Origin of the sequence: Amycolatopsis sp. ATCC 39116 (assembly GCF_000231075.2) — a bacterium.
Lineage (GTDB): Bacteria > Actinomycetota > Actinomycetes > Mycobacteriales > Pseudonocardiaceae > Amycolatopsis_E > Amycolatopsis_E tucumanensis.
Map to the genome: position 1 here is coordinate 50,679 of NZ_AFWY03000027.1, position 18,147 is coordinate 68,825.

Below are 18,147 nucleotides of genomic sequence, written 5' to 3' on the forward strand. Positions count from 1 at the left end.
AGCGTAAGCCAGCGATCACGCTGCCGCCGCGAGGAGAGCTTCCCATCACCACTAGATTGGCCCCCATGAGCGCCACGAAGTGGGAGTACGCCACGGTTCCGCTGCTGATCCACGCGACCAAGCAGATCCTCGACCAGTGGGGCGAGGACGGCTGGGAGCTGGTCACCGTGCTGCCGAACCCGAGCGGGGAGCAGCACGTCGCCTACCTCAAGCGGGCCAAGGCATGAGGGAGCTTGCGACCGAATCATCGAGCACCATGCTCGCCGACGTGGTGATACTGCCGCGGCTTGCCGCGTCCGGAGAGGAGGCGGCATGAGCTGGGGCGACCGCCTGGCCGAACTGGGGATCGAGCTGCCGGGCGTCGCCGCGCCGGTGGCCGCCTACGTGCCTGCCGTGCGCAGCGGGTCGATGGTCTACACGTCGGGCCAGCTGCCGTTCGTCGGGGGCGAGCTCGCCGCGACCGGCAAGGTCGGGGCCGAGGTCAGCCCGGAGGAGGCCAAGCGCCACGCTCGGACGGCGGCGCTGAACGCGATCGCGGCGGTGGACGCGCTCGTCGGTCTCGAGTCGATCGTCCGGATCGTGAAGGTCGTCGGGTTCGTCGCGTCCGCGGAGGGCTTCACCGGTCAGCCCGCCGTGATCAACGGCGCGTCGGAGCTCTTCGGCGAGATTTTCGGCGACGCGGGCGCGCACGCCCGCTCGGCGGTGGGTGTGGCCGAGCTGCCGCTGGGGGCACCGGTCGAGGTCGAACTGATTGTCGAGGTGAGCTGATGGACCCGGACATCGAGGCCGCGTGCCACGAGCTGTTGCTGCGGCTGGCCGGGCGCATGCCCGACCGGCTGCTGTGGCGCTACCGGGACTGGCTGGGCGAGGGCGCGATGTCGACCTTGGCTCGAACGTTGCCGCGCACGTTGCTCAAGCACAACATCGATCTCGACCAGCCGGAGTATCGCCTGCTCGTGGCGGGCCTCGTGCCCCACGGCGCGGACTGGCACCAGGTGAGTTCGACCCTGGGGGTGGACGAGGTCGGCGAGAACCGGTACACATTCACCCCGAGTGCACCCGATCAGGTGAACTCGGTTGACTCGGTGTCCGCGCTGGTTCACGCCACCCTGCGGGGTCGGCCGGACGTCGGCGAGGTGCGGCAGAGCTGGCGTCAGCGCACGGGGGAGGAATCCAAGCGCGTGCTGTTGATCACGGCCCTGTCGGGGCTGCCGAGGCTGACCGGGGAGCTGCAGCGGGTCCTGCGGGTGCTGGGGGACGAGGAACCCAGCGTCGAGGTGATGCCGCCGCGGTTCGAGCTGCCGGAGTACCACCAGGCCGCACTGGCGAGCTCCGAGCTCGTCTGCGTCGGTGCGGTGGACACCGGGAACCGGCTCGTCGCCGCGTAACGGCACTCCTGCCGAGCTGGAGGGAGAAAGTCAGATGGTGGACGTCCACGACGGGATCGCGGGCGACGGGTTCGCGGTGCCGTTGCGCCTGCACAACCTGTTGCTGGGTCTGGCAGGACGCCTGGACGACAGCCTGCTGTCGGAGGCGCGCGAGCTGATCGCGCGAGCGCGCCTCGACGAGGCCGCCGAGCTGACCACGGGCGCGCTGATCGCGGGCAGGCTGCCGGTCCGCGAGGCGGAGCGGCACGAGCTGGCACTCGTGCTGGAGCTGACGCGGTCCGACGCGACGCTCGCCGACCAGCTGGTGGTGAACGACCCGGAGGCCGAGACCGGCGTCCTGCACCGGTTCACCGGTGACAACCAGCCCGAGCACGGCATCGCCGACGCGCTCGACCGCACCCTGCAGGTGCTGCCGGACCTGCGGTCGGTGCACGCGGTGTGGCGCAACACCCCGGCCGGCAGCGTGCCGGGCCCGCTGCCGCAGCGCGTGGTGCTCGTCGAGATCGGCCCGGAGGGCAACCCGCCTGCCGCCGCGTACCGCATCGACGCCGCTCTGCGGCGCGCCGGGATCCGGTCGGTCGTCGAAGTCACCGGGCCGTCCACCGAGCGCTCCCGCTACCACGAGCAGGCGCTCACCGCGGCCACCGCGGTGTGGCTCTCCGGCGGGGCCGTCCCGTCGTCCGCTCCCACGGCGCCGGCGCAGCGCCAGGGCTCCGGCCGTCACGTGGCGCACGCCACGGTCGCGGCCGGGGACGAGCCCGAGGAGCCCGAACCTCCGGCCGCGGAGGAGACCACCACCACCGAAGCGGCAGCGGAAACCGAGCCCACCGAGGTCGTCGCGTCCCCGAGCGGGCCGGGCCACGTGTTCAAGCCGCGCGAGGAGGGCCCCGAGCCCAGCCGCGTGGAGAACACGATGGACATGACGTCCGAGGAGGTCGCGCAGCTGCGGGCGCAGCTGGCGGCGGAGGACGGCGAGAAGCCCAGAGCCGTGGCCTCGGCGACGATCGGCCCGGGTGAAGTGATCGAAATCCCGGAGCTCGACCTCAACGACCCGCAGCTGTCCGAGCGCGACCGCCAGCTCCTGCGTGAGCTGCACGCCGAGCTCGCCGAGCGGGAGCGCGCCGAGGCCGCCAAGGTGCGGGCGAACGGTTCGAGCCGGTCCGAGGACGACCCGCGCTGGGTCGACGGCTTCTCCGGCTCGTGATTCCCACGTAAGTTGCGTCGTGTGGTGCAACTTGATTTCCGGATCCCGGGGAGCATGAACTTCTCCGTCGCGGAGCCGGCCGAACCGGCCGTGCCCCGCGACGCGGCGACGGTGCTGTTGCTGCGGGACGGCGTGAACGGTCTCGAAGTCTTCCTCCAGCGGCGCGTGGCGGCGATGGCGTTCGCCGCGGGCATGACGGTCTTCCCCGGTGGCGGGGTGGACCAGCGCGACGCCGACGCGACGATCGCCTGGGCCGGTCCGCCCGCCGCGGACTGGGCGGGCTGGTTCAACGGGACCGAGCAGGTCGCGCGTGCCCTGGTGTGCGCGGCGGTGCGGGAGACCTTCGAGGAGTCCGGGGTGCTGCTGGCAGGCACCGCGGACGAGGTCGTCACCGACACCGCCCGGTACGCGGGCGCGCGGGACGAGCTGGTGTCGCGGGAGCTGTCGCTGGCCGACTTCCTGGCTCGCGAGGGGCTCACCCTGCGCTCCGACCTGCTCCGTCCGTGGGCGCACTGGATCACCCCGGTGCAGGAGAAGCGCCGCTACGACACCCGCTTCTTCGCCGCGGTCCTGCCCGCGGGGCAGGACGCCGACGGCAAGACCACCGAGGCGGAGTCGTCCGGCTGGTGGCGGCCTGCCGACGCGCTGGCCGACGCCGAGGCAGGCCGCAGCATGCTGATGCCGCCGACCTGGCACACGCTCACCGAGCTGGCCTGGTTCGGCACCGCCGCGGAGGCGCTGGCCGCGGAGCGGACGGTCGAGGCGATCATCCCGAAGCTGATCCGCGAGGGCGACGTGATCCGGGTGGTCGCGGAATGAGCCACCCCGCCTACGGCGTGCGCCGCGAGGTCTCGCCTTCCGCAGCCGTCGTGCTGGAGAACAACCCGTCCACGATGACGCTGGACGGCACGAACACCTGGATCCTGCGGGCGCCCGGCTCGGCCGAGTGCGTGATCGTGGACCCCGGGTACGAGGACCTCGATCACCTGCCGCTGCTCACCGAGCAGGGCCCGGTCGCGATGATCCTGCTCACCCACCACCATCCCGACCACACCGAGGGCGCGCCGTGGCTGGCCGAGCGGGTGCAGGCGCCGGTGCGGGCCTTCGACGCGGCCCTGTGCCGGGACGCGGACCCGTTCGCCGACGGTGACGTGATCTCCGCGGCGGGCCTGGACATCGAGGTCCTGCACACGCCCGGCCACACCGACGACTCGGTGTGCCTGCGCGTCGGGGACCAGGTCCTGACCGGCGACACCATCCTCGGTCGCGGCACCACGGTGCTCACCGACCTCGGCTCCTACCTGGACTCCCTGCGGCGGCTGGTCGACCTGCCGTCCGGGCTGCTCACGTTGCCCGGCCACGGCCCGGAGATGGCCGACCTGCGGGTGATCGCGCAGGAGTACCTGGACCACCGCGAGCAGCGGCTGGACCAGGTCCGGGCGGCGCTCGACAAGCTGGGCGCGGACGCCACCGCGCGGCAGGTGGTGGAGGTCGTCTACGCCGACATCGACCGGGCGCTCTGGGCGCCGGCCGAGCACAGCGTCAAGGCGCAGCTGGAGTACCTCAGGAGAGGTTGACGCGGCTTGTGTGGCGGTGCGGGTGGCGGAACCTGAGGCGGCCCCTGGCTGTGGGATCGCCTCCTCATGTATGCCGATACACCACGTCGGCGCTGTCCTCGCCAGGAACCTCCCACCCGTCGCCCACTGCCACCCTCAACGGACGCGCTCCGCGTGGCTCTGCCCGTTCAGACCCGCGGCGGTGTCAGCGCACGGCCCACTCCAAGCGGCTCCGCCGCTTCGAAATCCGCTCTAACCGGACTGCGTGAGGTCGGTCCGCGCCGCCAGCTCGGTGACCACTTCGAGCAGGCGGCGCAGGGCCGGCTTGTCCGCGTCCGGCAGCCACAGCACCTGCGTGGAGGCCTGCTCACCGGCCAGCGGCACGAACACCACCCCGGTGCGGCGCAGGCTGTGCGCCGAGCGGGCCAGCCGGGACACCCCCACCCCGGCGGCCACCAGGCCGAGCAGGTTCTGCACGCTGCCGGCCCGCTGGACGACGTTCGGCTCGTAGCCGGCCCGCCGGAAGTCCTCGTCGTACTTGCGGTGCCACGGCGGCCACGAACCGCGCTCGGTGAGCACCCACGGCTCGTCCGCGAGGTCGGCGAGCGTCAGCGACGCGCGATCGGCCAGCGGGTGGCCCTCCGGCAGGACGGCGCACACCTCCTCGACGGCCAGCGTGCGCGCGGCGAGCCCGTCCACCAGCGGCGGACGGCTGAACGCGGCGTCGTATCGGCCGTCGCGCAGCCCGTCGACGAGGGTGGCGACCGAGGTGTCCTCCGTGGTCAGCCGCACGTCCGGATAGCGCTCGCGGAAGGCCCGCACGACCGGCGGCAGCAGGTAGTTCGCGGTGCTCGCGAGGAAGGCCACCGTCAGCTCGCCCACCTCGCCGCGCCCGGCCCTGGCGAGGGTCGTCACGGCCTGTTCGGCGCGGTCGAGCACCGCCTTCGCTTCCGGCAGGAACTGCCGTCCGAGGTCGGTGAGGCGGGTGCCGCGGCTGTCCCGGTCGAGCAGGCGGGCGCCGAGGCTGCGCTCCAGCACGGTGATCTGCTGCGACAGCGACTGCTGCGCGATCCCGAGCCGCCTGGCGGCCGCGGTGAAGCTCAACTCGTCGGCGACCGCGACGAAGTACCGCAGTTGCCGCAGCTCGGGAAGCCTCACAGGGGATGACTGTAGCCGCGGGCGGAAACGCGTGTTGGACGCTCCGGGTGATCTTGGTGAGGCTGGTGGCATGACGAGGACGGAACGGGTTTGGCTGATCACCGGGTGCTCCGCGGGTTTCGGGCGGGAGCTGGTCCGCGCGGCGGTGGCGGCCGGGGACAGGGTGATGGCGACCGCGCGGCGGCCCGAGCAGCTGGCCGACCTCGCCGGCGACCGGGTGCGCACGCACGCGCTCGACGTGACCGACCCGGCGCAGGTGGCGGAGGCCGTGCGGGCGTTGCTGCGCGAGTTCGGCCGCATCGACGTCGTGGTGAACAACGCCGGTCACGGGTCGGTCGGCGCGGTCGAGGAGTTCACGATGGACGAGTTGCGGTCGGTGATGGAGGTCATGTTCTTCGGCGCGGTCGCGGTCACCAAGGCGGTGGTGCCGCACCTGCGTGAGCAGGGCAGCGGCGCGATCGTGCAGATCAGCTCGATGGGCGGGCAGCTGTCGATGCCCGGGTTCGGCGCCTACTGCGCGGCGAAGTTCGCGCTGGAGGGGATGTCCGAGGCGCTGGCCGCGGAGGTCGAGCCGTTCGGGGTCCGGGTGCTGATCGTCGAGCCGGGCGCGTTCCGCACCGAGTTCGGCGGCGCGCGGATGCACCGGTCGCGGGAGATCGAGGCCTACCGCGACCTGCCGACCCGGGCCGCGGTGGACACCATGGACGGCACGCAACCCGGCGACCCGGCGAAGGCCGCGCAGGCGATCGTGCGGGTGCTGGACGCCGAAAAGCCCCCACTGCGACTCGCGCTGGGCGCGGACGCGGTGGAGGCCTTGCGCGGCAAGCACGCCGCGCTGCGCGCCGACCTCGACACGTGGGAGGAGGTCAGCCGCTCGACGGCGCTCTAGGCGTCGTGACTCGTGAGGTCGTGGGACGAGCAGCGGTGCCATCGGGGTGCGGTGTTTCTCGCCGGGCAGCTCGGGCTGGTGGCCCCCACCGTCGGCCGTGTCCTGTGTCGTCATCGGGTGCCGCCGCCGGTTCACCAAACCCGGCTGTCCCTGGACCGACGGCGAAGCCGCACCCTGCTCCGAATTCGCCTACGCCCTGGCAGCCTTACCCCCTGAGCATCCGCAACGTCTCAGGTCACGGCGCTCTAGGCGGCCAGCACGTGCTCGCGCGGTGCCTTGACCGTGCCGCGCAGCAGGTACACCACCGCGGCGATCACCAGCGCCGCCGCGGTCGCCGCGAGGAACGCCGCCGACGGGCCGGCGTGCTCGACCAGGTAGCCGCTGATCGACTGCCCGAACGCGAGCCCCAGCGTCACCGCGGTCAGCACCCAGCCGAACGCCTCGGCCGCGGTGCCCTTCGGGGCGACCAGTTCGATCGCGGCCGAGTGCGTCGCCGACTGCGGGGTGATCAGGGCGCCCGCGGCGAGCATCGCGATCGCGAGGCCCCACAGCGTCGACGGCCAGGCCAGCAGCGCCACGAGCACGCCGAACCCGGCCAGCAGCACCGGCAGCCGCAACGGCATCTCCCGCGGCCACGGCCGCAGGCTGTAGGCCACACCGAAGGCGACCGAGCTGACCGACCACACCGACAGCAGCACGCCGCCGAGCGCAGGCGACCCGGCCTCGGTGGCCGCGGCGGGCACGGCGACCTCGACGAACCCGATCACCACGCCGAACCCGAGCGCGGCCAGCGCGAGTGTCCGCATGCCGGGGCTGCTCAGCGCGCCCAGCAGCGAGTGGTGCGTCCGTCCGGCCGGTCCCCACGCCCGCACGGCCGGGCTCAGCGCGAACAACACCGCGCCGGCCACCATGCACGCGCCGCCCGCGACCATCCCGGTGCCCGGCCACGGCGCGGCGACCAGCAGGCCGGCCAGGCCGGGCCCGAGGATGAAGAACACCTCCATGCTGATCGCCTCGTAGGCGTACGCCGCATTGCGTGCGGCCTCACTGGGCACGAGGCGTCCCCACAGCGCCCGCGACGCCGAGCCGACCATCGGCTCGGTGATCCCGATCCCGAACGCGAGCGCGACCAGCACCAGGGTCGCCGCGTGCGCCTCGATCGCCAGCGCGAGCGTCACCAGGATCACCGCGAACATCGCCGCCGTGGACAGCAGCGGCCGCGTCGGGCCGAAGCGGTCGATCAGCCTGCCCTGCACGACCGACCCCACCGAGACACCGACCAGCGAGCTCGCCGACACCAGCCCGGCGACGGCGAACGAGCCCATCTCCTGCTGCACGTAGAGGAGCGCGGACAGGCCGATCATCGCGATCGGCAGGCGCGCGAGGATGGACGCGACCATCGGACGGGTCGCGCCCGGCGTGGTCAGGGCGGCGCGGTAGTCGGCGAGGGAAGTCTGGGACACGCGTACCAGTATGCCTCATATTGGTACGGGGGTACCAGTTACTTACCGCTCAGGTCTCGGTTCGGTAACGGGCGCGAACTTTTTGCCGGACCCACGCAACGAACCCGCAACGGGCGCGTCTATGGGGGTGAACGGCCTTGAACCTCGGGGTATGGGCCGTGGCAAGGTTGACAAGTAGATAAAGCTCCCTCCGGCAAAGGGTCGGGGCCGGAACCGGAGGGCGGGGAGCGCGGTCTGTCGGGGGATGGCCCGCGCGAAATGCAAAAGAACCGGTGCGCCACGTCGGGGGTGGCGCCCGGTTCTTTTGTTTTTGCCGGTGTCAGCGAGCGCGGCGGGCCAGGCGCTCCGGGTCCAGGATCAGCACCGACTTGCCTTCCAGCCGCAGCCAGCCGCGGTGCGCGAAGTCGGCCAGCGCCTTGTTCACGGTCTCCCGCGAGGCGCCGACGTACTGGGCGATCTCCTCCTGCGTCAGGTCGTGCGTGACCCGCAGGATGCCGGCCTCCTGACTGCCGAAGCGCTGTGCGAGCTGCAGCAGCGCCCGCGCCACGCGGCCGGGGACGTCGGTGAAGATCAGCTCCGCGACCATGTTGTTCGTCCGGCGCAGCCTGCGGGCGATGACCCGCAGCAGCTGCTCGGCGATCTCCGGCCGGTTCGCGATCCACTTCCGCAGCGACGGCCGGTCCATCGACACCGCCCGCACCTCGGTGACCGTCGTCGCGGTCGAGGTGCGCGGGCCCGGGTCGAAGATCGACAGCTCGCCGAACATGTCCGAGGGGCCCGCGATCCACAGCAGGTTCTCCCGGCCGTCCGCCGACTTGCGGCCGATCTTCACCTTGCCGGACAGGATGATGTACAGCTTGTCGCCGGGCTCACCCTCGGAGAAGATCACATGACCCCGCGGGAACTCCACGGTCTCCAGGGTCTGGGCGAGCGCCTCAGCCGCGGCCGGCTCCACCCCCTGGAAGATGCCCGCCCGGGCCAGGGTCTCGTCCACCTCGTGCCTCCTCGTCGGTGGCGACCGTGTTCCCGCGAACCGGGGCGTGTCGCCGATCACTTGCGTGCAGTCTAGGCCGTTCGGACGAGATCGCCTCAGGGCACGCCGAGGACAGACCGATCACCGCCCGGCCGGGCGAGGGCGATCTCGCTCCGAACGGACAGAGTAATCCTCGCTGAATCGGTCGAGGTCAGTGGGCCTCAGCCACGGCTCTTGCGCGGGCGCATCTTGGCCGCGCGACCACCGAGACGGCGCAGCCGGAACAGCTCCAGCGCGCGGCCGATGCCGTGCCCGTACAGCGCCCTGACCTCGTTCGGCCGGGCCTGCTCCAGGAACTCCTCGACCTCTTCCTCCTGGACCGCGACGTGGCGCAGCCGGTTCTCCACTCGTTCCATCGCCAGGGCGAAGAACATCATCACGAGTGGCACCGCTACTACGAACCAGACAGTCATCGGTTCTGATCCTCGCTCATCACGGCTTCAGGGGTGGTGTCAGGGGTCCGGCGTGTCGGCTTCCGTAGGCTAGCGGTGTGCCGAATGCGTCTCATGTCAGCCCTCGGAAGGGCACCGAGAGCCGCCTCGCACTCGTGAGACGCGCGCGCCGCATGCTTCGTTGCCTGACCGATGCGTATCCCGACGCACACTGTGAGCTGGACTTCACCACGCCGCTGGAGTTGCTGATCGCGGTCGTGCTGTCGGCGCAGACCACGGACGTGCGGGTCAACGAGGTGACCCCCGCCCTGTTCGCGCGCTACCGCACCGCCGCCGACTACGCGGGCGCGGACCGCACCGAGCTCGAGGAGCTGATCCGGCCCACCGGCTTCTTCCGCGCGAAGGCGAACTCCCTGATGGGCCTCGGCGCCGCGCTGGTCGAGCGGTTCGACGGCGAGGTGCCGGGCAAGCTGGAGGACCTGGTCACGCTGCCCGGTGTCGGCCGCAAGACCGCGAACGTCGTGCTCGGCAACGCCTTCGACGTGCCGGGGATCACGGTGGACACCCACTTCGGCCGCCTGGTGCGCCGCTGGGGCTGGACCGCGGAGGAGGACCCGGTCAAGGTCGAGCACGCGATCGGCGAGCTGATCCCCCGCAAGGAGTGGACGATGCTCTCGCACCGGGTGATCTTCCACGGCCGCCGCGTCTGCCACGCCCGCAAACCGGCCTGCGGCGCGTGCCCGCTGGCCCGTGACTGCCCCTCCTACGGCGCGGGCCCGACCGGGTTCGAGGAGGCCGCGAAGCTGGTCAAGGGCCCGGAGCGGGACCACCTGCTCGCGATGGTGACCAAGCGGTGACGACGGCGACCAGGTGGGCGCTCGTCGCCGGGGTGCTGGTGCTCGCGGTGATCGTCGCGGTGCTGCCGCAGGTCCGCTCGGACAGCCCGGCCGCCGGCCCGGACCTGACCGCGGCCAGGGCCGCCGCCGCGCTGGCGCCGTGCCCGTCCGGCACCGGCGAGGTCGCCCAGCTCGCCGGCGTCCGTGCCGAATGCCTCGGCGACGGGACCACCGTCGACCTGGGCAGCGCGCTCGCCGGGCAGGTGACGCTGGTCAACGTGTGGGCCACCTGGTGCGAGCCGTGCCGGACCGAGCTGCCCGTGCTCCAGCGGTACGCGAGCGAGCCGGGCGCAGTTCGGGTCCTCACCGTGCAGGTGCAGAGCAAGCCGGACGACGGCCTCGAACTGCTCGCCGAGCTGGGTGTGCGGCTGCCGACCGTGTTCGACGGCGACGGCGGGAGCGGCCCGGTGCGCAGCGCCCTCAAGGTGCCGCCCGCGCTGCCCGCGTCCTACCTGGTCGCCGCGGACGGGCAGGTCCGCCTCATCGAAAGCCCACGCACCTTCACCGATCCTGAGCAGGTGCGCGAGGTCGTGCGGAGGCTGTCGTGAAGGGACCGCTCGTCGAACCGGCGTCGGTGCCGGACTGGTTGCGCCCGCTGGTCGAGATCAGCGGGAAGCTCGACTCGACCGCGTTCACCCGCTTCACCCCGCCCGAGGACGAGTTGACGCGCGCCGCGTCGGTGCTGATCCTGTTCGGCCACGGCGAGCGAGGGCCGGACGTGCTGCTGCTGCGCCGCGCGGACACGCTCGGTTCGCACGCGGGCCAGGTGGCCTTCCCGGGCGGCGGCGCCGACCCGGAGGACGCCGACGTTGTCGCCACCGCCCTGCGCGAGGCCGAGGAGGAGACCGGGGTGGACCCGTCCGGTGTGCGGCCGGTCGCGATCCTGCCGGAGCTGTTCATCCCGGTGTCCAAGTTCGCCGTGACGCCGGTGCTCGCCCACTGGCACGCGCCGTCGCCGGTGCACGCCGTCGACCCGGCGGAGACGGCGGCGGTGGCCAGGGTGCCGGTGGCCGACCTGGCCGATCCGGCCAACCGGTTCCAGGTGCGCCGGCCAGGGACCGCCTACAAGGGCCCGGCCTTCACCGTGAACGGGCTGTTCGTGTGGGGGTTCACCGCGGGGCTGCTGACCGTCCTGCTCGAACTGGGCGGCTGGGCACGTGAGTGGGATCGCGGCGACGTCCGGGATCTTGACGTAGCGTTGCGCGATCATCTGCTCGCGACCGACTGAGGAGACGCGGTGAACTGGGTCGACGTCCTGGTCATTCTGCTGGCGCTGGTGGCGGCCGTCTCCGGCGCGCGCCAGGGCGTGGTGATCGCGTTGCCCGCGCTGGTCGGCGTGATCGGCGGGGCGATCCTGGGCATCCGGATCGCGCCGTGGGTCGTCGAGCTGTTCGAGAACCCGGCTGCCAAGGTCGCCTTCGCGGTCGCGACGGTGGTGTTCCTGGTCGCGCTCGGCGAGACGCTCGGCGTGTGGCTGGGGCGGCGGTTCAAGTACGCGGTCAAGCGGCGGTTCAACACCGACAAGCTGACCGGCATCGACCAGACGCTGGGCGCGATCGTGCAGGCCGTCGTGGTGTTCGTGGTGGCGTGGCTGATCGCGGTGCCGCTGACCGGTGTCGCCGCGCTGCCCGGGCTGGCGCGGGCGATCAACAACTCGACGGTGCTCGGCACGGTCGACAAGGCGATGCCGCCCGCCGCCGAGGGCCTGCCCAGCGAGCTGCGGAAACTGCTCGACGTCTCCGGGTTCCCGTCCATTGTGGACCCGTTTCAGAAGACGCAGATCAACGACACCGCGCCGCCGGACACGACGCTCCAGGACAGCGCCGTGGTGCAGCAGTTGCGTGGCAGCGTGCTGAAGATCCGCGGCACCGCCGAGTCGTGCTCGCGCACGCTGGAGGGCAGCGGGTTCGTGATCGCGCCGCAGCGGGTGATGACGAACGCGCACGTGGTGGCGGGCACGGAGACGACGGCGGTGGAGACGTCGGCCGGGCGGCTGCCCGCGCGGGTCGTGTACTTCGACCCCGAGGTGGACGTCGCGGTGCTCGCCGTGCCCCGCCTGGACGCGACGCCGCTGAGCCTGGCGCCGGAGCCGGCGAAGGCGGGCGACAGCGCGATCGTCCTCGGGTACCCGCTGGACGGCCCGTACCGCGCGACGCCGGCCCGCATCCGCAACGAGATCACCTTGCAGGGCCCGGACATCTACGACTCCCGCACCGTGCGCCGCGACGTGTACACCGTGCGGGCGCAGGTGCGCAGCGGCAACTCGGGCGGCCCGCTGGTCGACCCGCAGGGCCAGGTCGTCGGGGTGGTGTTCGGGGCGTCCGTCGAGGACGCAGACACCGGCTTCACCCTGACCGGCAACCAGGTGCGCCCGGTGATCGAATCCGCGCCGTCACTGAGCGCCCGGGTCTCCACCGGGGCTTGTGCCGCCTGACCCACGCGCGAGTTTCGCGCTCTGGGCCGCGAGTTCCGCGCTCGGGCGCGCGGATTTCGCGTTCCCGGGCGCGAGTTCCGCGCGGCCGCGGGAGTGCCGCGCTGCCGGCCGCCAGTTCTGCGATTGGTCCGGCGAGTTCACGCTGCCGGACGTAGGTCCCGCGCTCAGCCGCGCGAGTCCCGCGCTGCTGGACGCCGCTCCCGCGCCTGGCCCCGCGACGCCCGCGCTCCCGGCCGTTGGTTCCGCGCTCGGCCGTGCGGGTCGTGCGCTCCGGCCGCGAGTCCCGCTAGCCGCACGAGTCCCGGCGTCAGGCCTTCGCCAGGAAGTCCAGCAGCGCCTTCGTCGTCTCGTCGGGCGCTTCCAGCTGCGGGAAGTGACCCACGTCCGCCAGTTCCTCCAGCACCGAGTGCGGGCCCCGCCACGGAGCCGACGCCCGGGCGGTCTCCGGCAGCACGCACGGGTCCGCCGCGCCGTGGATCTGCAGCACCGGCGCCGCCACCCGGGCGCCGACCGCGTCGGCGAACCGGCGTCCTTCGCCGCGGAACTGGGCCCGGAACGCCCACCGGTAGTACTCCAGCGCGCTGTGCGCCACACCCGGGATCCGCACCGCTTCGCGGAACAGCGCGGCGCTGGTGTCGAAGTCGCGCGTCGCCGTCCACCGTGGACCGGACCAGGCGCGCAGCAGGCCCTCCAGGTTGGCGCCGTCGTCCTCGGTGAGCCACCGCTCGGGCGCCATCGGCACCTGGAAGCGGAACAGGTGCGCCAGCGCCCGCGTCTGGTTGGACCCCTTGCGCCGGAACGCGGTGCGGGCGATCGCGCTGCGCAGAGCCATCGGGTGCGCGCCGCCCAGCACCGTCACCGACGCCACGACCCGCGGGTGCAGCGCGGCCGCCGTCCAGGCCAGCAGCCCGCCCCACGCGTGCCCGACCAGGTGCGCCTGCCGTTCGCCGAGCGCGCGGACCAGGCCGGCGACGTCACCGGCGAGCGTCCACGCGTCGTAGCCCCGTGGGGGTTTGTCCGAATCGCCGTAGCCGCGCAGGTCGGCCGCCACCGCGTGGTAACCAGCGTCGGCGAGGGCGGTGAGCTGGTGCCGCCAGGTCCACCAGAACTGCCCGAAGCCGTGCAGGAACAACACCAGCGGCCCGTGCCCGGCCTCGGCGACGTGCAGCCGGATGCCGTTCGCGGACACGTCGCGGTGCGCCCACGACCCGTCGATCCGGACGATGGACGGGTCGGGCGGCGTCACGGTCGCGCCTGAGCGGTTCAGCTGTGTTCGGGGACGGCGTCCCGGCGCGGCTTGAGGGCCGCGGCCGTGTCCTTGACGCTGGTGATGGTGCGTTCCGGCGCCCGGATCTTCTTGACCTTGCGGTAGCCGAGGAAGCCGAACAGCCCCGCGACCAGCAGCATCAGCAGGAACACGATGCCGAACGCGGCCCACCGCTTGAGCCACTCGGACAGCAGCTCGCCGAGGAAGAAAAAGAAGAAGAACGAGCTGTAGAGCCCGATCACCCCGGCGACGATGAAGAAGACGCTGCCCTTGGCGCCCTTGCGGACCTCGCCCATCACCTCGGACTTCGCCAGCTCGACCTCGGCCCTGACCAGCGTGGACAGGTGCTGGGTGGCCTGGCTGACGAGGCTGCCGATCGACTGGCCGTCGGAGGCGGACTCGGCCTCCGGGCTCAGCGGGATGTAGGGCACGGCCCCGTGGGCATCCCGACCGTTGCGTTCGTGCTCCTGGCTGCTCACGGGGGTCATCGTGCCAGAAGACCCAGCACGGGGCTCGGTTAGTCCTCCGCTGCGGCGTGTACCTTGTTGCGCCGCAGCAGCACCGCCGCCCCGGTCAGCGAGCACACGGCGGAGGCCAGCAGCACCGCCGTGCGGGCCAGCTCACTCGCCTCGCCCTCCAGCGCGAGGTCCGCGATCAGCAGCGACACCGTGAACCCGACGCCGCCGAGCAGCGACAACGCCGCGATGTCCCGCCAGCCGACCCCGCGCGGCTTCTCCGCGAGCCGCAGCTTCACCGCCGCGAAGCAGGCGCCGAAGATCCCGATCGCCTTGCCGACGACCAGCCCGAGGAACACCGCGAGCGGCACGGGCTCGGTGAAGACGCGGCCGAGCGAGTCGCCGCTGACCGCGATACCGGCCGCGAACAACGCGAACACCGGCACGGCCACGGCCGCCGACCACGGCTGCAGCCGGTGCTCCAGCCGGATCGCCGGCGCGTGCTCCTCGTCCGGGTCCGGCCGGACGCGGGTGAGCAGGCCGAGCGCGACCCCGGCGATCGTGGCGTGCACCCCCGCCGAGTGCACCGCGACCCACACGACGACCGCGAGCGGCACGTAGATCCACCACGCCCGCACCCGCTTGTGCTGCAGAAACGCGTACAGCGCGAGCGCGGCGACCGCGACCAGCGCGGCGACCAGGTTGAAGGACGTGGTGAACAACACGGCGATGAGGATGATCGCGCCCAGGTCGTCGACGACCGCCAGCGACAGCAGGAAGACGCGGGCGCTGCTCGGCAGGTTCGACGCGGTGAGTGCGAGCACACCCAGCGCGAACGCGATGTCGGTCGCGGTCGGGATCGCCCACGCACGCTCCATGCCCTCCGCGCCACCGCCGGCGAGCAGGGCGACCACGGCGGGGACGACCATCCCGCCGACCGCGGCGATGATCGGCAGCACGGCCTTCTTGAGCTGCGACAACTCGCCGACGACCAGTTCGCGCTTGAGTTCCAGCCCGGCGACGAAGAAGAACAGCGCGAGCAGGCCGTCCTTGGCCCAGTCGCCGACCGACAGGTTGAGGTGCAGCAGGTGCGGACCGACGTGGAAGTCGCGCACCACCCGGTAGGACTCGCCGATCGGTGAGTTCGCCCAGATCAGGGCGATCGCGGTGGCGGCGAGCAGGATCATCCCGCCGGTGGTCTCGGTGCGCAGGTAACGCACGAATTCGCTGGCGGGGCGGCGCGGCTGGCCCACGGGACGGCTCCTCCGGGATCGATCGGACCGAGTCTTGCCGACCAGACTTCCCGGCGCACCGTGGACCATCGTACCTTACGGGCCGGTAACATGATGCCCAACAGGAGTCGTAGCATGTCACTCGCCAACGTTGTCTAGACCTTAAAAGGGCGGCGGCAGTGACGACCTCCACCGAGGCGAAGCGCGACACCCGGTTCATCGGGCACCCGATCGGGCTCGCGAACCTGTTCGGCGTCGAGATGTGGGAACGCTTCTCGTACTACGGGATGCTCGGCATCCTGCCGATCTACCTCTACTACTCGGTCGCCGAGGGCGGCCTCGCGATGCCGGAGGCCACCGCCACCAGCATCGTCGGGGCCTACGGCGGTCTGGTGTACCTGTCCACGATCGTGGGCGCCTGGGTCGCCGACCGCCTGCTGGGGTCCGAGCGCACGTTGTTCTACAGCGCCGTGCTGATCATGATCGGGCACATCAGCCTCGCGTTCCTGCCCGGTTTCCTGGGCATCGGCGTCGGCCTGGTGTGCGTCGCGGTCGGCAGCGGCGGGCTCAAGGGCAACGCCACCGCCGTGGTCGGCACGCTCTACGGCGAGAAGGACGAGCGGCGCGACGCCGGCTTCACGATCTTCTACATGGGCGTCAACCTGGGCGGGTTCGTCGGCCCGCTGCTCACCGGGCTGGCGCAGAGCGAGGTCGGCTTCCACCTCGGGTTCGGGCTCGCCGCGATCGGCATGGCGATCGGCCTGACCCAGTACACGATCTTCCGGCGCAACCTGCCCGACACCGCGCGCGAGGTGCCCAACCCGTTGCCCGCGCAGCGGCGGCCCGCGGTCGGCGGGGTGCTGCTGGTGCTGGTCGCCGTCATCGTGGCGGCCGTGCTGACCGGGATCGTCACCGCGGCCAACCTGTCCGACGTGGTCGTGTGGATCGTCGGCATCGCGTCGGTGGTGTACTTCGCGGTGATCCTGACCAGCAGCAAGATCACCGCCATCGAGCGGCGGCGGGTGCTGTCGTTCATCCCGATGTTCATCGCCAGCGCCGCATTCTTCGCGCTGTACCAGCAGCAGTTCACGGTGGTCGCGGTGTACTCGGACCAGCGGCTGGACCGCGACCTGTTCGGCTGGGAGATGCCGGTCAGCTGGGTGCAGTCGATCAACCCGGTGTTCATCCTGCTGCTCGCACCGGTGATCGCCGCGATCTGGGTCAAGCTGGGCTCGCGGCAGCCGTCGACGCCGATCAAGTTCGCGCTCGGCACGTCCGTGATGGGTGTGGCGTTCCTGCTGTTCCTGTTCTTCGCGGGCGGCGCGGCCAACAGCACGCCGCTGCTCGCGCTCGTCGGGATCCTGCTGGTGTTCACCGTCGCGGAGCTGATGCTGTCGCCGGTCGGGCTGTCGCTGTCGACGAAGCTGGCGCCGGACGCGTTCCGCACGCAGATGGTCGCGTTGAACTTCCTGTCGGTCTCGCTGGGCACCGCGCTGTCCGGCTCGCTGGCCGAGTACTACGACACCGACCACGAGACGGCGTACTTCGGCATCGTCGGCGGGGTGGCCGTCCTGATCGGTGTCGTGCTGGCGCTGATCAGCCCGTTCGTGCGGAAGCTGATGTCGGGCGTGCGCTAGCCGGTCGAATCCGTCGGGTGTCGTTCGACGGCTATGTAGCGGGCCTGAACGACGGACCGGGAAAACCCCGGCGGCGACGGCTTCATGCGCCTGCACGGATGGGCGTTCACCCCGGACTTCCAACCGCGCTGATGCGGTCCGAGTGCCGAGCTGATGGACCGGATCGGCGCGGCCGGTGCGGTCATCACCGGGCGGCGGACCGCGGAGGAGGTGGACCACTGGGGTGGCGACCACGGTGCACGGGCGGGCGTGCTGGACGAGGTGCAGATTCACCAGATCCCCGTCCTGTTCGGCGGCGGCCGCAGGCTGTTCGACGTACTGCCCGCGCGGATCGAGCTGAAGATCCTCGAGGTGATCGACACGCCCGAGGCCACCCACATCCGCTACCGCGTTCTGCGCTAGCCGGCGGTGATGCCGAACAGCGTGCCCACGTAGTAGGTGACCAGCATGGTCAGCGCGCCGACGCCGACGTTGCGCGCGACCGCCCGGCCCGGCGCGGCGCTGCCGAGCCGCGCGCTGGTGTACCCGGTCAGCGCGAGGCCCACGACGACGGCGATCGCGCACGTCCACACCCGCCACGACGTGGGCGGCAGCGCGATCGCCAGCAGCGGGATGAGCGCGCCGACGGAGAACGACACGAACGACGCCCACGCGGCCTGCCACGGGTTGGTCAGCTCGTCGGGATCGATGCCGAGCTCGGCCTCCGCGTGCGCGGCGAGCGCGTCCTTCTGCGACAGCTCGCGGGCCACCTGCTCGGCGAGCTCCCGGGACAGGCCCTTGTCCTCGTAGATGTCGGCGAGTTCCCGCTCCTCGGCTTCCGGCATCGTCTTCAGTTCTTGTTTCTCCAGCTTGAGCGCGGCCTGTTCGGTATCGCGCTGCGTGCTCACCGAAACGTATTCCCCGCCCGCCATGGAAAGCGCGCCTGCGACCAGTCCGGCTATTCCGGCCATCAGAATGGCGCCGTGGTCGGTGGTCGCGCCCGCGACGCCGACGACGAGCCCGGCGACGGACACGATCCCGTCGTTGGCCCCGAGAACCCCGGCACGCAGCCAGTTCAGCCTGCTGCCCAGGCTCTCGCGGTGGGGTTCGTGGGCGTGCGCCTCGGCGGCGTCCTTCGTTTCGGTCACGTTGTCATTGAAGCAT

General features: G+C 71.9%; 21 protein-coding genes. 13 read left to right on the forward strand and 8 right to left on the reverse strand.

Annotated elements, in window-relative coordinates:
• Positions 1–65: 65 nt before the first annotated feature.
• The 6 genes from AMY39116_RS46285 (at position 66) to AMY39116_RS0324785 (ending at position 4,169) form a co-directional block, all read left to right on the forward strand.
• Positions 66–227: a DUF4177 domain-containing protein gene (locus tag AMY39116_RS46285; protein WP_017985509.1), complete on the forward strand. Its 162-nt coding sequence runs from the start codon at positions 66–68 to the stop codon at positions 225–227.
• Positions 228–312: 85 nt separating this feature from the next.
• Entirely contained in the window at positions 313–768 is a 456-nt protein-coding gene (locus AMY39116_RS0324765; RefSeq protein WP_017985508.1) for a RidA family protein, read from the forward strand.
• Entirely contained in the window at positions 768–1,388 is a 621-nt protein-coding gene (locus AMY39116_RS0324770; protein ID WP_017985507.1) for a hypothetical protein, read from the forward strand. The genes AMY39116_RS0324765 and AMY39116_RS0324770 overlap by 1 nt, the downstream gene beginning before the upstream one ends.
• 34 nt (positions 1,389–1,422) lie before the next feature.
• The gene (locus tag AMY39116_RS0324775) at positions 1,423–2,592 is read left to right on the forward strand and encodes a hypothetical protein (protein ID WP_020420314.1); all 1,170 of its coding nucleotides are present in this window, start codon (positions 1,423–1,425) and stop codon (positions 2,590–2,592) included.
• Positions 2,593–2,646: 54 nt separating this feature from the next.
• Positions 2,647–3,411 (forward strand): NUDIX hydrolase, encoded by a 765-nt coding sequence (locus AMY39116_RS0324780; protein ID WP_020420315.1) that lies wholly within the window; start codon positions 2,647–2,649, stop codon positions 3,409–3,411.
• Positions 3,408–4,169 carry an MBL fold metallo-hydrolase gene (locus AMY39116_RS0324785; RefSeq protein ID WP_020420316.1) on the forward strand — a complete coding sequence of 254 codons (762 nt, stop codon included), beginning with the start codon at positions 3,408–3,410 and terminating at the stop codon, positions 4,167–4,169. Before AMY39116_RS0324780 ends, AMY39116_RS0324785 begins: the two co-directional genes overlap by 4 nt.
• 231 nt (positions 4,170–4,400) lie before the next feature.
• Here AMY39116_RS0324785 and AMY39116_RS0324790 read toward each other — a convergent pair whose 3' ends face one another.
• Entirely contained in the window at positions 4,401–5,306 is a 906-nt protein-coding gene (locus AMY39116_RS0324790) for a LysR family transcriptional regulator (RefSeq protein WP_020420317.1), read from the reverse strand.
• 70 nt (positions 5,307–5,376) lie between these two features.
• On the opposite strand from AMY39116_RS0324790, the gene AMY39116_RS0324795 reads away from it, so the two are divergent.
• Positions 5,377–6,195, forward strand: a complete 819-nt coding sequence (locus tag AMY39116_RS0324795; RefSeq protein ID WP_020420318.1) for an oxidoreductase — start codon at positions 5,377–5,379, stop codon at positions 6,193–6,195.
• Between the two features lie 245 nt (positions 6,196–6,440).
• Here AMY39116_RS0324795 and AMY39116_RS0324800 read toward each other — a convergent pair whose 3' ends face one another.
• The 3 genes from AMY39116_RS0324800 to AMY39116_RS0324810 form a co-directional block, all read right to left on the reverse strand.
• Entirely contained in the window at positions 6,441–7,658 is a 1,218-nt protein-coding gene (locus AMY39116_RS0324800) for an MFS transporter (RefSeq protein ID WP_020420319.1), read from the reverse strand.
• Between the two features lie 319 nt (positions 7,659–7,977).
• A complete protein-coding gene (locus AMY39116_RS0324805) occupies positions 7,978–8,652 on the reverse strand; it encodes a Crp/Fnr family transcriptional regulator (RefSeq protein ID WP_017985500.1) in 675 nt (224 codons plus the stop codon).
• A 200-nt stretch (positions 8,653–8,852) separates the two neighbouring features.
• Entirely contained in the window at positions 8,853–9,104 is a 252-nt protein-coding gene (locus tag AMY39116_RS0324810; protein WP_026153595.1) for a hypothetical protein, read from the reverse strand.
• 152 nt (positions 9,105–9,256) lie between these two features.
• Between AMY39116_RS0324810 and nth the strand changes: the two genes are divergently transcribed.
• Genes nth through AMY39116_RS0324830 form a run of 4 tightly spaced genes read left to right on the forward strand, consistent with a single transcriptional unit; the run spans position 9,257 to position 12,413 of the window.
• Positions 9,257–9,940: an endonuclease III gene (gene nth, locus AMY39116_RS0324815; RefSeq protein WP_020420320.1), complete on the forward strand. Its 684-nt coding sequence runs from the start codon at positions 9,257–9,259 to the stop codon at positions 9,938–9,940.
• Positions 9,937–10,527, forward strand: coding sequence for a TlpA disulfide reductase family protein (locus AMY39116_RS0324820; RefSeq protein WP_020420321.1), 591 nt, complete (start codon positions 9,937–9,939; stop codon positions 10,525–10,527). The genes nth and AMY39116_RS0324820 overlap by 4 nt, the downstream gene beginning before the upstream one ends.
• Entirely contained in the window at positions 10,524–11,207 is a 684-nt protein-coding gene (locus AMY39116_RS0324825; protein ID WP_020420322.1) for a CoA pyrophosphatase, read from the forward strand. The genes AMY39116_RS0324820 and AMY39116_RS0324825 overlap by 4 nt, the downstream gene beginning before the upstream one ends.
• Positions 11,208–11,216: 9 nt before the next feature.
• The gene (locus AMY39116_RS0324830; protein ID WP_020420323.1) at positions 11,217–12,413 is read left to right on the forward strand and encodes a MarP family serine protease; all 1,197 of its coding nucleotides are present in this window, start codon (positions 11,217–11,219) and stop codon (positions 12,411–12,413) included.
• 307 nt (positions 12,414–12,720) lie between these two features.
• On the opposite strand, the gene AMY39116_RS0324835 is transcribed toward AMY39116_RS0324830, so the two are convergent.
• The 3 genes from AMY39116_RS0324835 to nhaA are packed head-to-tail and all read right to left on the reverse strand — an operon-like array spanning position 12,721 to position 15,457.
• A complete protein-coding gene (locus AMY39116_RS0324835) occupies positions 12,721–13,659 on the reverse strand; it encodes an alpha/beta fold hydrolase (protein WP_020420324.1) in 939 nt (312 codons plus the stop codon).
• Positions 13,660–13,676: 17 nt separating this feature from the next.
• Complete coding sequence (locus AMY39116_RS0324840) at positions 13,677–14,159, reverse strand: phage holin family protein (RefSeq protein WP_020420325.1); 483 nt, start codon at positions 14,157–14,159, stop codon at positions 13,677–13,679.
• A 38-nt stretch (positions 14,160–14,197) separates the two neighbouring features.
• The gene (gene nhaA / locus AMY39116_RS0324845) at positions 14,198–15,457 is read right to left on the reverse strand and encodes a Na+/H+ antiporter NhaA (protein ID WP_193354387.1); all 1,260 of its coding nucleotides are present in this window, start codon (positions 15,455–15,457) and stop codon (positions 14,198–14,200) included.
• Between the two features lie 89 nt (positions 15,458–15,546).
• Here nhaA and AMY39116_RS0324850 point away from each other — a divergent pair, with 89 nt between their 5' ends.
• Positions 15,547–17,004 (forward strand): peptide MFS transporter, encoded by a 1,458-nt coding sequence (locus AMY39116_RS0324850; RefSeq protein ID WP_020420327.1) that lies wholly within the window; start codon positions 15,547–15,549, stop codon positions 17,002–17,004.
• Positions 17,005–17,157: 153 nt separating this feature from the next.
• Entirely contained in the window at positions 17,158–17,406 is a 249-nt protein-coding gene (locus tag AMY39116_RS47000; protein WP_020420328.1) for a dihydrofolate reductase family protein, read from the forward strand.
• On the opposite strand, the gene AMY39116_RS0324860 is transcribed toward AMY39116_RS47000, so the two are convergent.
• Positions 17,403–18,131: a VIT family protein gene (locus AMY39116_RS0324860; protein WP_020420329.1), complete on the reverse strand. Its 729-nt coding sequence runs from the start codon at positions 18,129–18,131 to the stop codon at positions 17,403–17,405. The two genes, AMY39116_RS47000 and AMY39116_RS0324860, sit on opposite strands and share 4 nt — an antisense overlap.
• Positions 18,132–18,147 lie beyond the last annotated feature (16 nt).

What these genes read in the sequence shown, in the direction of transcription:
- AMY39116_RS46285 (WP_017985509.1), top strand. Translation starts at nt 66, where the DNA reads ATGAGCGCCACGAAGTGGGAGTACGCCACGGTTCCGCTGCTGATCCAC.
- AMY39116_RS0324765 (WP_017985508.1), top strand. Translation starts at nt 313, where the DNA reads ATGAGCTGGGGCGACCGCCTGGCCGAACTGGGGATCGAGCTGCCGGGC.
- AMY39116_RS0324770 (WP_017985507.1), top strand. Translation starts at nt 768, where the DNA reads ATGGACCCGGACATCGAGGCCGCGTGCCACGAGCTGTTGCTGCGGCTG.
- AMY39116_RS0324775 (WP_020420314.1), top strand. Translation starts at nt 1,423, where the DNA reads ATGGTGGACGTCCACGACGGGATCGCGGGCGACGGGTTCGCGGTGCCG.
- AMY39116_RS0324780 (WP_020420315.1), top strand. Translation starts at nt 2,647, where the DNA reads ATGAACTTCTCCGTCGCGGAGCCGGCCGAACCGGCCGTGCCCCGCGAC.
- AMY39116_RS0324785 (WP_020420316.1), top strand. Translation starts at nt 3,408, where the DNA reads ATGAGCCACCCCGCCTACGGCGTGCGCCGCGAGGTCTCGCCTTCCGCA.
- AMY39116_RS0324795 (WP_020420318.1), top strand. Translation starts at nt 5,377, where the DNA reads ATGACGAGGACGGAACGGGTTTGGCTGATCACCGGGTGCTCCGCGGGT.
- AMY39116_RS0324810 (WP_026153595.1), bottom strand. Translation starts at nt 9,104, where the DNA reads ATGACTGTCTGGTTCGTAGTAGCGGTGCCACTCGTGATGATGTTCTTC.
- nth (WP_020420320.1), top strand. Translation starts at nt 9,257, where the DNA reads ATGCTTCGTTGCCTGACCGATGCGTATCCCGACGCACACTGTGAGCTG.
- nhaA (WP_193354387.1), bottom strand. Translation starts at nt 15,457, where the DNA reads ATGGTCCACGGTGCGCCGGGAAGTCTGGTCGGCAAGACTCGGTCCGAT.
- AMY39116_RS47000 (WP_020420328.1), top strand. Translation starts at nt 17,158, where the DNA reads ATGGACCGGATCGGCGCGGCCGGTGCGGTCATCACCGGGCGGCGGACC.